At 68.6% G+C, this 13,338-nt stretch carries 11 protein-coding genes; 8 read left to right on the top strand and 3 right to left on the bottom strand.

Annotated features, from left to right (window positions below; translation table 11 throughout):
* Positions 1–113: 113 nt before the first annotated feature.
* Together SCI24_RS18275 and SCI24_RS18270 are read left to right on the top strand one after the other, a co-directional pair.
* A complete protein-coding gene (locus SCI24_RS18275) occupies positions 114–590 on the top strand; it encodes a TspO/MBR family protein (RefSeq protein WP_318726736.1) in 477 nt (158 codons plus the stop codon).
* Between the two features lie 3 nt (positions 591–593).
* Positions 594–1,493: an alpha/beta hydrolase gene (locus SCI24_RS18270; protein ID WP_318726735.1), complete on the top strand. Its 900-nt coding sequence runs from the start codon at positions 594–596 to the stop codon at positions 1,491–1,493.
* Here SCI24_RS18270 and SCI24_RS18265 read toward each other — a convergent pair.
* Positions 1,490–2,089: a class I SAM-dependent methyltransferase gene (locus SCI24_RS18265; protein ID WP_318726734.1), complete on the bottom strand. Its 600-nt coding sequence runs from the start codon at positions 2,087–2,089 to the stop codon at positions 1,490–1,492. The genes SCI24_RS18270 and SCI24_RS18265 overlap by 4 nt on opposite strands.
* A 124-nt stretch (positions 2,090–2,213) precedes the next feature.
* Here SCI24_RS18265 and SCI24_RS18260 point away from each other — a divergent pair, with 124 nt between their 5' ends.
* Together SCI24_RS18260 and SCI24_RS18255 are read left to right on the top strand one after the other, a co-directional pair.
* The gene (locus SCI24_RS18260; RefSeq protein WP_318726733.1) at positions 2,214–3,176 is read left to right on the top strand and encodes a DUF4349 domain-containing protein; all 963 of its coding nucleotides are present in this window, start codon (positions 2,214–2,216) and stop codon (positions 3,174–3,176) included.
* Positions 3,177–3,307: 131 nt separating this feature from the next.
* Positions 3,308–5,218 (top strand): LTA synthase family protein, encoded by a 1,911-nt coding sequence (locus SCI24_RS18255; protein ID WP_318726732.1) that lies wholly within the window; start codon positions 3,308–3,310, stop codon positions 5,216–5,218.
* Here SCI24_RS18255 and SCI24_RS18250 read toward each other — a convergent pair.
* On the bottom strand, positions 5,176–6,216 hold the full coding sequence (locus tag SCI24_RS18250) for an aldo/keto reductase (protein WP_318726731.1): 1,041 nt from the start codon (positions 6,214–6,216) through the stop codon (positions 5,176–5,178). The two genes, SCI24_RS18255 and SCI24_RS18250, sit on opposite strands and share 43 nt — an antisense overlap.
* 220 nt (positions 6,217–6,436) lie before the next feature.
* Between SCI24_RS18250 and SCI24_RS18245 the strand changes: the two genes are divergently transcribed.
* Positions 6,437–7,663, top strand: a complete 1,227-nt coding sequence (locus SCI24_RS18245; RefSeq protein ID WP_318726730.1) for a YbfB/YjiJ family MFS transporter — start codon at positions 6,437–6,439, stop codon at positions 7,661–7,663.
* On the opposite strand, the gene SCI24_RS18240 is transcribed toward SCI24_RS18245, so the two are convergent.
* Positions 7,650–8,519, bottom strand: coding sequence for a WYL domain-containing protein (locus tag SCI24_RS18240; protein WP_318726729.1), 870 nt, complete (start codon positions 8,517–8,519; stop codon positions 7,650–7,652). The two genes, SCI24_RS18245 and SCI24_RS18240, sit on opposite strands and share 14 nt — an antisense overlap.
* Before the next feature lie 150 nt (positions 8,520–8,669).
* Between SCI24_RS18240 and cas3 the strand changes: the two genes are divergently transcribed.
* From cas3 to casB, 3 genes are all read left to right on the top strand, one after another.
* Positions 8,670–11,375 (top strand): CRISPR-associated helicase Cas3', encoded by a 2,706-nt coding sequence (gene cas3, locus SCI24_RS18235; RefSeq protein ID WP_318726728.1) that lies wholly within the window; start codon positions 8,670–8,672, stop codon positions 11,373–11,375.
* A complete protein-coding gene (casA, locus tag SCI24_RS18230) occupies positions 11,362–13,044 on the top strand; it encodes a type I-E CRISPR-associated protein Cse1/CasA (RefSeq protein WP_318726727.1) in 1,683 nt (560 codons plus the stop codon). Before cas3 ends, casA begins: the two co-directional genes overlap by 14 nt.
* Before the next feature lie 5 nt (positions 13,045–13,049).
* On the top strand, positions 13,050–13,338 hold a 289-nt coding region (casB, locus tag SCI24_RS18225), incomplete at its 3' end, for a type I-E CRISPR-associated protein Cse2/CasB (RefSeq protein WP_412930162.1).

Genomic DNA, 13,338 nt, shown 5'->3' with positions numbered 1-13,338 from the left:
AAGACCCCCTTACTATAGCCGCCGCTCGGTGCCCCGGGGCGCGATGCCGCGACCGGGGCAGCCAGGGGAGTGTGGTAATCTCCCCTGACGCCCGACTGGCAAGGAGGCCGTGCATGTTCACGACTCGCTCCCTGATGATCCTACTCGGCTGGCTGGCCCTGGTCGTGCTGACCGCGCTGAGCGGCATCGCCACCCCGCCCGGCGAGTGGTACGCGGGGCTGGCCAAGCCGCCGCTCACCCCGCCCGACCTGGCCTTTCCCATCGCCTGGAGCACGCTCTACCTGCTGATGGCGCTGGCCGCCTGGCGAGCCACCCTGGCGGCGCCGCCGGCGATGCGCTGGCACACCCTCTGGCCCTTCGTCGCCCAGCTCGCCGCCAACGCGCTCTGGTCGATCCTGTTCTTCGGCCTGCACGGGATGGGCCTGGCGCTGCTCGACCTGCTGCTGCTGTGGGGGCTGATCGTGCTCACCATCCGCCGCTTCGCCGCGGTCTCGCGCCTCGCCGCCTGGCTGCTGGTGCCCTACCTGGCCTGGGTCAGCTTCGCCGCCTACCTCAACGCCGCCACCTGGTGGCTCAATGGCGGCGGCTAGTCGATGACCGCGGTGCCGGCTTGGCTCTGGTGGGGCCTGCTGCCGGCGGGGCTGGCGCTGCTGCTGCACCTCTTCCATCGGCGGCTGAGGGTCAGCCTGGCCGCGCCGCGGGTGCCGATCGCGTGCTCCCTGGAGGAGCACGGCGTGACCGGGGAGACGGTGACCCTTCCCACGCGGCGGGGCAAGCGGCTGGCGGGCTGGTGGCTACCCGGCCAGGGTCAGGGCACGGTGGTGATCACCCACGGCTGGGGCGCCAACCGCGAGCTGATGCTGCCGATGGCCAGGCCGCTGCAGGCGGCGGGCTGGAACGTGCTGCTGTTCGATGCCCGCAACCACGGCGAGAGCGATGCCGACAGCTTCTCCTCCATGCCGCGCTTCGCCAAGGACACCGAGGCCGCCCTGGACTGGCTGCGCGCCCGCCCGGGCATGGCCGATGCGCCGGTGGCCCTGCTCGGCCATTCGGTGGGCGCCGCGGCGGTACTGCTGGCCGCATCGCGCCGTGACGACATCGCCGCCGTCGTCAGCCTCTCGGCCTTCGCCCACCCGGACGGCATGATGCGGCGCTGGCTGGCCGGGAAGCGGCTGCCGTTCGTCCCGCTGGGCTGGTACGTGCTGCGCTACGTGGAGCACGTGATCGGCCACCGCTTCGACGCCATCGCGCCCGTGACCACCCTGCCCAGGCTGCGCTGTCCGGTGCTGCTGGTGCACGGCCGTGACGACACGGTGATCCCGCCGAGCGATGCCGAACGGCTCCATGCCAGCCGCGGCGATACCCCGGCCGAGCTGCGCCTGCTGCCGGGCGACCACGACCTCAGCCGGCATATCGACGCGGAGCTGCCCGAGCTGCTCGCCTTCCTCGACAGGACGCTGGTGCCGCAAGGGCGCGAGCGCCGGCCCGCCTAGGCCGGGCGCTTGCGGGCGATGAACTGCACCACGGCCCCCAGGCCGGTATGGCCGCGGCCCTCGACCACCTGGCGGTCGAACTCGCGGCTCGAGAGGATCTCGAAGTGGGCGAAGGCCGCCTCCAGCTCCGCGGCCGTGGGGGTGCGGTCCGGAGTGTCCGGCCCGCCGGTGTCCCGTGGCACCTGGGCCGGGGTATAGGCCTCCAGGATCAGGATCCCGCCGGGCTTGAGGGTGCGCGCCACCTGGCGGTGCAGGTGCGGGCGGCCCGCCTCGGGCACGTGACAGAAGATCGACACCACCGCGTCGAAGGCCTCGGCGTCGAAGGTGTGCTCGGTGAGGTCGGCGAGGCGGGTCTCGAGGGGCACACCCTTCCGCTCGGCCAGGCGGGCCGCCTTGCGCAGGCCGACCGCCGAGGCATCCACCGAGAGCACCCGATGGCCGAGCTGGGCCAGGTAGACCCCGTTGCGCCCCTCGCCATCGGCCAGGCACAGCACTTCCCGCGGCGCCTCGCCGATCAGCCCCACCTGCTCGCGCAGGAAGTCGTTGGGCTCGGTGCCGTAGACATAGTCATCGGTGTCATAGCGCTCATCCCACATGGCAATTCCTCGAACTTGGCTATGGATATAGCCATCGAGAATACCAAGCGTCGTGGGCGGCGTCTGCGGCAGGGCGGGGGTGCTACGCTTGAGATTCCTTTCTCGTCAGGGATGACCGCCTGCCATGCCAGCCTTGCCCCGCCATCCTCGCTTTTTCCTGCCGCTTCTGCTGCTGGCCGCCACCCTCGGTCTCGCCGGCTGCGACGGGCCCGATCTCGACACCGCGCCGCCACGGCCTACCTCGCTGGAGAACCGCTTCGCCGGCGAGGCCATGGTGCGCCAGGCGGATGTCGCCGTCGCGGCCCGCCCGGCCGACGGGGCGGGCGAGGCACCCGACACCCGCATCGAGGAACGCCGCGGCTACAACCTGCAGTTCGACGAGGCCGAGGCCCTGGTGGCCGCCTACCGGGAGACCCACGAGGCCTGCGTGGCGAGCGAGCACTGCCAGGTGGAGCAGGCGCGTCTGCAGACACCGCGGCACGGCCTGGCCAGCGGCTACCTGACCCTGCGCGTGGCCCGCGACCAGGTGGAGAGCGCCGAGCCGGTGCGGCTGGTGGCCGAGTCGCCGGCGCTCAGCGGCGTGGAGGTCACCCGCCACGACCGCACCCAGCAGGTGATCGATATCGAGGCGCGGCTGGCCCAGCAGATGGTGCTGCGCGAGCGCCTCAAGGAGCTCGCCCAGGAGGGGCGGGGCTTCAGCGAGCGGCGCATCCAGGACCTGCTGCAGGTCGAGCGCGAGCTCGCCAGGGTGCAGGGCGAGATCGAGTCCATGCAGGGCCAGCAGCGCCACCTCGCCCGGGTCACCGACACGGTGGCGATCTCGGCCGACTTCCAGCAGCAGCGCTGGGTGGAGCCCCGCCAGCACGGTGTCCTCGCCCCGCTGTGGCGGGCGCTGGACCGCAGCGTGTCGCTGTTCTTCGAGTCGGTGGGCCAGGTGATCCTGGTGGTGGTGTTCCTCACCCCCTGGCTGGTGATCGGCCTGCCCGTGCTGTGGCTGCTCAGCCGGCTGTGGCGGCCGATGCGCCGCGTGCTGTCGCGGCTGGGCGAGAGGCGCCGGGCGCGCAGGCGGGCGGCACGCGAGGAGTAGGGGCGAGCCGGACCAGCGGCGCCCCAGGGGGACGGCCCGTTACCGGGCCCTGTCCGGGCTTCATGGCCGCAGGCCGCGCCATGCTAGAATCGACGCCTTGCTCGTCATGAACAGACCATCGGACAGACATCGTGATACCGCCCGCTCAACGCCCACGCCCCGGCCTCTTCCTCACCTGGCTGCGCTTCCTCGTGGTCCTCACGCTGATCACCGGGGGCCTTCGCCTGGTGTCGGATGCCGTGATGACGCCCGAAGGGCTCTGGCCCACCGCCTGGTGGTGGGGGCTGCGCTTCGATCTGGCCATCTCGGCCCTGCTGGCCGGCCTCACCACCCTGGCGCTGTGGCCGGCCTCCCGCCTGCTGAAACGGCTGCCCCGTCGCGGCTGGCTGGTGCCGGCCGGGGTCATCCTGCTGTTTGCCCAGCTGGGCGACTGGCTCTACTGGCAGGAGACCGGCCGCCATGTCGGCTACGAGGCGGCGGAGCTCGCCAACTCCGCCGGCAGCCTGGGCGGCATGCTCATCGCGCACTGGCCCTACCTGCTGGGCACCCTCGTGCTGCTGGTCGTCCTCGCGCGGGTTCCCGTCGCCGAGGCTCGCCTGCGAGTGCGCTTCGCGCCCGAGCTGGCCATGCTGGCGGTGATCGTCGCCACGGTGCCGATCGTGCGAGGCGGCGTGAGCGGCGTGCCCCAGAGCCCCGACGACGCCCTGAGGCTGGGCAACCCCGAGGCCGCCACCGCCGCCCTCAACGGTGCCTACGCGGCGCTGCACGGCCTGCAGCGTGGCCAGAAGTATGCGCTGGAGCCCGTGCCGCTCGGCTGGATGCGTGACGGCGAGGCCCGTTCGCGGGTGGACCGGCTCTATCCCGACGCTGCCCTGGCGAGTGGCGAGCCCCGCCGGATGAACGTGGCCTTCGTGCTGCTGGAGAGCTGGGCCAGCGTCTTCATGGCGCCCCTCGACGACGGTCGCCCCGTGACGCCGCGCTTCGACGCCCTGGCCGAGCGCTCACTGCACAGCGCGGACCTGATCGCCGGCGGCCGGCGCACCACCGAGGGGATGTTCAGCCTGTTCTGCAGCTACCAGAACCCGCCCGGCCAGACCATCGCCCAGACCGACCTGGCCCGCCACGACTACGACTGCCTGCCCGAGCGCCTCGCCCAGGCCGGCTGGCAGACCGCCTTCTTCCAGGGGTCCCACGAGAACACCAGTGGCACCGGCGCCTTCGCTCAGGCGCTGGGCTTCCGGGAGAGCCTCGGCAAGGAGGCCATCGAGCAACGCCAGTGGCCCGAGAACTACTGGGGGGTCTATGACCGGGACCTCTATCGCTTCGTCCTGGAGCGCATGGGGGAGATGCGCGAGCCCATGCTGGTCGGCATCAACACCAACACCACCCACGACACCCAGGTGCCGCCCGGCATCACCCCGCTGATCGACAGCGACTCACGTGCCGCGGGGATCCGCAACACCCTGCACATGGCCGACGAGGCGGTCGGCGACTTCGTCGAGGCCATCGAGTCCCGCGACTGGCAGCATCCCTGGCTGATCGTGCTGGTGTCCGACCATACCTCACGGGTGGAAGGCTCGATCCTCGAGCGCTCCCGGCTGCCGTTCCTCCTCTATGCGCCGGGCATCGTCGAGCCCGGCCGTCCCTCGCGCACTGGCCATCAACGCGATGTGGCGCCGACCCTGGCCGAGCTGCTGGACCTGCCCCTTCCCGGCGCCATGGGCCACTCGCTGCTCGACCCGGCCGCCCCCCAGCTCGCCGAATACCATCAGGCGGGTACCCTGGGCTGGGTCATGGACGACCAGGTGGTGGAGTTCTCGCTGCTCGACCCGACCCGGCAGCGTTGTTTCGCCTGGCAGCCACCGTCAGCGCCGGGCCCAGAGCAACCGTGCGATGAGCGCGCCCGGCAGGGCGTGAAGGACGCCTATGCCCTGACCCAGCAGGCCCAGCGGCATCTGTTCGATGGCACCACCGAAGCGCTCGCCCGGCAGGCTCGCCATCACGACAGCCGCCGCTCACTCGCCTCCGGAACCCCGCCATAGCCGAACTCCTCGGTGTCGACTTCCGCCTGCTGGGCCTCTCCGTAGCGGGCCCCCGCCACCTGGTCCGGGGTCATCATGGCATCCAGCCGGGTCACGGTTTCCGGCGCCAGCGGCAGGCGCTCCGCCGCCAGGTTCTCGCGCATGTGGTCGATGGAGCGCGAGCCGGGGATCGGCAGGATGTCGTCGCCTCGGGCTCGCAGCCAGGCCAGGGCCAGCTGGCCTGGTGTCATGCCCAGCTCCTCCGCCAGCGCCGTGAACGCCGCCAGCAGGCGCAGGTTGCGGGGATGGTTCTCGGCGCTGAAGCGCGGCATGCCCCGGCGCATGTCGCCCTCCTCGAGGCGCGCGGGGTCGCTGACGGCACCCGCCAGGAAGCCGCGCCCCAGGGGGCTGAAGGCCACCAGGGCCGTGCCGGCCTCGCGACAGGCCTCGATCAGGCCGATCTCGGGGTTGCGGGTCCACAACGAGTACTCGGACTGCACCGCGGCGATGGGATGCTCCCTGCGTGCCCGGCGCAGGGTGGCTGCCGAGACCTCGGAGAGCCCGATGGCGGCGATCTTGCCTTCCTCCACCAGCCGGGCCAGCGCCCCGACGCTCTCCTCGACGGGCACGCCCTTGTCCCAGCGGTGCAGGTAGTAGAGGTCCAGGTGGTCGGTACCCAACCGCGCGAGGCTCGCCTCGCACTGGCGCTGCAGTGTTTCCGGGCGCCCATCGATCACCTTGCGGCCGAGCGCCGGGTCCATGGCCATGCCGCACTTGCTGGCCAGCAGGATCTCGCCGCGCCTGCCGGAAAGCGCCTTGCCCACCAGCCGCTCGTTGGCGGTGGCGCCGTAGAGGGTGGCGGTATCGAAGTGGCGATAGCCCATCTCGAAGGCCGCCTCCAGGGCGCGCAGCGCCTCGGCCTCGGGAACGGGGCTGCCGTAACCGTGGGAGAGGTTCATGCAGCCCAGACCGATGGCGGGTGCGGCGAGGGCCTCGAGACGGGCGATCAGGGGATTCATGGCGGCTCCTTGGTGTCAGTGTGTCCTGCCTTGTCGTTGAGGGTACCAAGCTCCGCGGCGCCGTTGGCCCATCCCTGCCCCTCGCCGTCACAATTCCTGCGCGGTTCCCTTTTGGTCGCAGGCCCCGGTGGTTGCCGGGGGCGTGCGATATGGTAGCTCCGACCACACCGCCGCGGCGGCAGTGACACTCACACCGACATGGACCGACGGAGCGCCAGGCATGGCCCAATCCCCTCTTCTCTCTCCGCGCTACCGCGTGCTGCTGGCCGGGCTGTTCAGCCAGCTGCTATGCGTGGGCGTGGCGCGCTTCGCCTATACGCCGCTGCTGCCGGTGATGCAGCAGCAGACCTGGCTGAGCGACGCCCAGGGCGGTTGGCTGGCCGCCCTCAACTACGCCGGCTACATGCTGGGCGCGCTGGTGGCGGCCTCGATCCACAGCATCCGGCTCAAGGACACCCTCTATCGCCTCACCCTTCTGCTGGCGGTGCTCTCCACCGCCGGCATGGCGCTGGCCGACAGTTTCTGGCTGTGGGCGGGCATGCGCTTCGTGGCGGGGTTCTCGAGCAGCGGCGCGATGCTGCTCGCCTCGGGGCTGATCCTGCACTGGCTGATCCAGCATCGCCATCGCGGTGAACTGGGCATCCACTTCGCCGGCCTGGGGCTGGGCATCCTGCTGGCCGCCCTGGTGGTGGAGCTGATGCGGCGCCTCGCCCTGGAGTGGCAGGCCCAGTGGTGGGGCTTCGCCGCCCTGGCCGTGGCGCTGCTGGTGCCCGCCTGGCGCTGGCTGCCGAGACCCGCAAGGCCGACCGAGGCTGGTGGAGGCAGCCATCATCAACGGGCTTCCCCGCCCTCGCGCACCTTCATGCGGCTGATGCTGGCCGCCTACTTCTGCGCCGGCTACGGCTATGTGATCAGCGCCACCTTCATCGTCGCCATCGTCGAGCGCGAGCCGCTGCTGGCCGGCGCCGGCAACTGGACCTTCGCCCTGGTGGGGCTGGCCGCCGCCCCCGCGGTGATGCTTTGGGACCTGATCGCCCGGCGCATCGGCTACCTGGGCGCGCTGATCAGCGCCATGGCCCTGCAGGTGGTGGGCATCGTGCTGCCGGCGCTGACCGACAGCCTGGCCGGCGTGCTGGCGAGCGCGGTGCTCTACGGCGGCACCTTCCTGGGCTGCGTGAGCCTGGTGCTGACCATGGCCGGCCGGCTCTACCCGCAGAGCCCGGCGCGGCTGATGGGGCGCATGACGCTGGCCTACGGCGCGGCGCAGATCGCGGCCCCGGCACTCACCGGCATGCTCGCCGAGGCCACCGGCCACTACGACACCGGCCTGTGGCTGGCCGGCGGCTTCGTGGCCCTGGGCGCGGTGCTGCTGATCTGGCTGCGCGCGGTGGACCAGACCGCCCAGCGGCTGGATGCCGAGGCGAAGGTGGCCGTTATCCCCAGTTGATCCATGCCGTGAGGGCCTGGCGGTTGGCAATCTCGACCTGCTGGGCCCGGGGTTCGGTTTCCACATGATGGGGGTTCACGCCCAGCTCACGCAGCGCGTAGAGCACCAGCGGACCCCGGCATGACAGGGTGAGTTCGCCTTCGTCCATCCCGTAGTCCGCGGCAATCAAGGCCCTTTCCCGGGATGGCAACCGCCTGTCGGGGATCAGGCGTACTTCGACCCGTGTATGCCAGTCCTCATCCTCGGCGAGCCCGTGGTCGTCCAGCATGTCGCCACACGGCTCCGGCACGCCGCGGAAGCGGCTCAGCACGAAGTCCCGGTAGTCGCGATGCTTCTCGCAGAAGGCTCGCACATGCCAGCGCCCCGCCGCGAACACCAGCGTATGCGGCACGATAATGCGATCTTCGCCCATGGGGCTGGTGAAGGAGGCGTAGTTGACTTCCAGCCGTTGCCCTTCGCGGGAGGCCTTGACCACCTGCCGCACGACCTGTGGCGACACCATGCGGCTCGGCATCGGCAGCGCCTCGGTGTTCGCCGCGCCGAGTCCCAGACCCGTGAACGGCGATGCCAGCTGCTGGTGGGTGCCCAACAGATGTAGGTACTCCTCGACCCGGCCTTGGGTGAAGGCAGGCGCGAATCGCACGGTCGGCAGGAAGCCCTTGCGCGACTCGTCATAGGCCAGGTTTCCAGGGACCAGCTCTCGATAACGACGCAGCACCTTCTGTGCCTGCTGGCGCCCGATGCCGAAGGCCTCGCCGATCTGCGAGGCCACCACCCGGCCCTCCCACAGTGCCAGTATCTCGATCAGCCGATAGCGTGCCAGGGTGTCCCAACCGGGAGCCGGAGTGACTGGCATGGGGAGACGCCTTCCGTCCATGGTGAAAACCCAGCATGACGCAACTCAGCGTCGGGTTGAAGAATATGCTGGATGAATGCTCAGGCGTGGCAGAGCCGGATTAAGAATGCTTGTATGGTGGTGGAGACGCAATGGGTTGGGGAGACAGGGATGTCGTATTACCTCTACTGGGGCAAGGCAAAACCGTCAGACGAAGGCGATAGCTGCCACCTGCTGCCCTATCACAGCCTGGATGTGGCCGCTGTCGGCTGGTATCTACTTGCTCCCGACCGGCCATTGGCACAACGCCTTTCCCATCAGTTGGATCTCTCGCCCGAGGCCTTGCGTCGTCTCCTCGTCTTCCTGCTCGGGCTGCATGACCTCGGCAAGTTTTCCCGCGCTTTCCAGGGGCTGGCTCGGCCGGAAGGCGCTGAGCTGGTCCCACCCATCGAACGGATGGCCTACACCGAGCGCCATGACCGGTTGGGAGCCCTGCTGTGGCAATCATGCTGGATCGAGTGGTGGCGGGATGGTGCCCTGGGTGGAGATGAAGAATTGCCACCACGGCGTGAACGCCGCCAACTGGCTGACGGCCTGCGCGCCTTGCTGGCGCCGATGTTTGGCCATCACGGACAGCCGGTGGATGCCGGGCAACTGCATGCGGGCCAGTTCTTCAGCGATGACGAGCATGCATCCGATAACGAGGCCGCTCGCCAGTTCGTTGCCGACTGGGCTGCGCTCATCGAGTTCGAGTGGCCACTCGACAAGCTGGTCTCTGCGGAATGGCGTGAGACCTTTCTGACCTTGAGCTGGACGGTCGCCGGCTGGGCGACCCTCAGTGATTGGCTGGGCTCGAATCGCGACCATTTCGCCTACTGCCAGAAGGCGATGCCGCTGGCCGACTATTGGCCGATAGCGCTCGATCGGGCCGAGCGAGCGCTCGAGGAAACCGGGTTTGCCCAGCCTCCCGAGCCGGTGCCCTATGCCGGGCTGGCGAGCTGGTTCGGAGGCCAGTCGATTACGCCGACCCCGTTGCAGCGTGAAGCAGAGATCCTCGCGCTCGGTGATGGCCCGCAACTCTTCATCCTCGAAGATGTGACCGGCGCCGGCAAGACCGAGGCGGCCTGCATCCTCGCCCAGCGGCTGCTGGCGGCGGGGCATGGCGAGGGGGTGTACTTCGCTTTGCCGACCATGGCGACCTCCAATGCCATGTATGAGCGACTGGGAAGTCTTCATCAACGTTTCTACGCCGCGTCTTCTCATCCTTCCTTCGTGCTGGCCCATGGTGCTCGCGACCTGAACGACACCTTCGTGAAGGCCGTGGCCGCGGAGCAGCCGGGAGATCGGGACTATGCCTCCGACGATATGACGGCTACGACGCGATGCAACCGCTGGCTGGCTGATTCGCGCAAGAAGTCGCTGCTGGCCGATGTGGGAGTGGGCACCATCGATCAGGCGCTGATGGGGCTGCTGCCGTTCCGGCATCAGTCGCTGCGCCTCTATGGCTTGGCGCGCAAGGTACTGATCGTCGATGAGGTGCATGCCTACGACCACTACATGCAGACCCTGCTCAATCAGCTGTTGGACCATCATGCCCGCCAGGGCGGCAGTTCCATCCTGCTCACGGCTACCTTGCCGCACGGGATGCGCGAGGCCCTGGCTTCGGCGTGGCGGGAAGGGCTGGGGCAGGCATCGTTATCATTACAGGAGCAGGCGTTCCCGTTATTGACCCAGGTCGGCCATGACCTGGTACGGGAAGTCCCTCTGTCCACGCGTCCTGAAGTGGCACGCGAGGTAGGTATCGACTGGCTGACTACCGAGGAGCAGGCGCTCGAGACGGTGATGGCGGCGGTCGAGGCGGGGGAATGCGTCGCTTGGGTGCGTAACACCGTGGACGATGCCATTCGCGCCTTCGAGCAGTTGCGACTGCGCCATCCCGACTCCGAGCGCTGTCTACTTTTCCACAGTCGCTTCGCGATGGTCGATCGTCAGCGTATCGAATCGGACGTTCTCGAGCGGCTGGGCAAGCCTTCCACGGCCGAACGTCGTCGTGGACAGGTCCTGATCAGCACCCAGGTCTTCCAGGAATCCTTGGACTGCGATGTAGACGTTATGGTCAGCGACCTCGCGCCCATCGATCTGCTGGTCCAGCGTGCCGGCCGTCTACAGCGCCATCTGCGTGGCCAGCGTCGCGCTCCGCTGCTCGCCATTCTGGCGCCTGAGTGGAGTGATTCACCGGATTCCCAATGGCTGAAACGTGCCTTGCCGGGCACCCAGGCCGTCTATCGTGATACCTCGCTGATGTGGCTGACCCAACTCGTGCTCCGCGAACTCGGGGGGATCCGCATGCCCGATGAGGCGCGGACCCTGATCGAGAGCGTCTACGGGCCGGTTGCGGACCTGGTGCCAGATGGCTTGCAGGAGGCGCGATGGGAGCAGCGCGGCATGCAGGGGGTGGCCGTCTCGATGGCCAACTTCAATGCCCTTTCGCTCGGTCGGGGTTATCTCCGACATCCCGAGTTCGATCAATGGCAGGAAGAGCAGGAGATCGGGACGCGGCTGGTCGATGAGCCAACGGTCAACGTCGTGCTGCTCAAGCGCACGGCCGACGGCGAGCTGACGCTGTGGGCCGAGGGAGAGCGCCACGCCGCCATGCTCAGCCAGGTAAAACTGCGACAGAGCCAGGCCGAGAAGCTCGCTGAGTTGCCGAGTGACCAGCAGTTCCGATGGGAGGCCCTTCAGGAGCGCTACAAGGCACTGCGTTTTACCCGCCCCTGGCTGGTCGAGGCAGACAACGCTTGCGTCTATGACGGCCAGTGGGGAGTGAAGCTTTCATCGAACACGGATAACCAGGGGAACGGAAGTGAATCTGCTTAACGCTCCATGGCTGCCTTTCCACACCAGGGAAGGCGCCATCGTCTACCGGCCGCCCAGTGCGGTGGCTGATTCCGAGATCGTCGATCTTGCCCTGCCTCGGGCCGACTTCCAGGGCGCCGCCTACCAGTTCCTGGTCGGCCTGCTGCAGACGGCGCTGCCGCCCGATGACCACGGCGACTGGCTGGATCGCTTTATCGAGCCACCCGGCATCGATGAGCTGGAAGCCGCCTTCGCCTCCTTCGACGCTGCCTTCGAACTGGATGGCGACGGGCCGCGCTTCATGCAGGATCTCGACCTGCTCGAAGACGTCAAGGAGAGCACGGTCAGCGGTCTGCTGATCGACGCGCCGGGAGCGAACGGCATCAAGAACAACACCGATTTCTTCGTGAAACGCGGGCGCGTCGAGGCAATGTGCGAGGACTGCGTCGCCCTGGCCCTGTTCACCATGCAGATCAATGCTCCGGCCGGCGGGGCAGGCATTCGCGTCGGCCTGAGGGGCGGCGGACCGCTGACCACCCTGGTATTGCCGGAGTCGGCCGATGCCAGCCTGTGGTCTCGCTTGTGGCTGAATGTCGTGACGCCCAAGGCGCTGACCCGCACCGGGCAGTCATGGCAGCCTCCGCAAGCCGATGATGACAGCCTCTTCCCGTGGATGGCGCCGACCCGTGTCAGCGACAAGAAGGGCACCGAGGTGCTGCCCGAGGCCATGCACCCGCTGCATCCTTACTGGTCGATGCCGCGACGCTTTCGGCTGCTGTTCGAGGACGAGCCGTGTCGCTGCGATCTCTGTGGTCGCGAAGCCGCGCGCGCCGTGCGTCGCATCCGAGCCAAGAAGCAGGGCGCCAACTACGACGGGCCTTGGCTGCATCCGCTGACGCCCTATCGCCGCGATGCCAAGAAGCCCAGCGAGCCGCCACTCTCTACCAAGGGCCAGCCAGGGGGACTTGGCTATCAGCACTGGTCGAACCTTGTGCTGCAGGATGCCGATGGCAGCGGTGCGCTGCCCGCCCTGGCGGTACAGGACTACGTCTCGAAGAAGGTGGAAGCCGTCGATGAGGAACGACGTGCCGGAGAAGAGATGGCCGCACTGCTCAAGCATGCCCGGCTGTGGGCCTTCGGCTATGACATGGACAACATGAAGCCACGCGGCTGGTACAGCGTCGAGATGCCGATGGTGGCGGTGCCGCCCGAGCAGCAGGAACAGCTGCGCTTCTGGGTCCAGCAGTTCATCGACCTGGCCCGGCAGGTTGCCTGGATGGTGCGCATCCAGGTCAAGAACGCCTGGTTCGATCGCCCCTCCGAAGCCAAGGGCGACATGAGTCATATCGACCTGGCGTTCTACGACGCGACCCAAGGCGCCTTCTTTCAAGCACTGCAGGGCTTCCAGGAAACACTGGCCGCCACTGATGACGCCCAGCACCCGCCTTCCAAGGGGGCCGAGCGCTGGTATCGCATGCTAAAGCGCGAGGGGATGGCGCTATTCGAGGAACAGTCGCTGAGCGGGGCGCTGGAGGCGGTAGACCTCAAGCGTGCGACCGCGGCTCGTCGCCAGTTGCAGAGCTTTTTGGCCGGGCGCAGCAAGGGCAGCAAGGCAATTCGTCAATTTGCCGAGACCGGCGGTTTCTCACTGAGTGCCGAGCCGGTAGCCACCGAGGAGAGCATGTCGTGAGTGAAATGGAATTTGCCCCCGAAACAGAGGCCGCATCGCGCGTGCCCGAGCGACCTTACTGCATCCGCCGGGAAGCCGATGCCCTCCGGCGCTGGTGGCAGCGCTTGACGCTTTCAAGGGAGGTCTTGAAGGCCCATACCGATGCCCCGCCCTGGCCCAAGGGAATGCGGGCGGCGCTGAGGCGCTGCGACACCCTCGAGGCGGCGATGCTGACGGAGGCGTTCCGCCATCTATGGCAGCAGTTGCCAGCCGATGAGGGCGAGCCCGAGTGGCGTCGCGATCAACGCCTGCAAG

It is taken from the genome of Halomonas sp. (assembly GCF_033549285.1).
GTDB lineage: Bacteria > Pseudomonadota > Gammaproteobacteria > Pseudomonadales > Halomonadaceae > Halomonas.
Note: the sequence above shows the minus strand (reverse complement) of the source record. Positions and strands in the feature narration are given on the sequence as shown.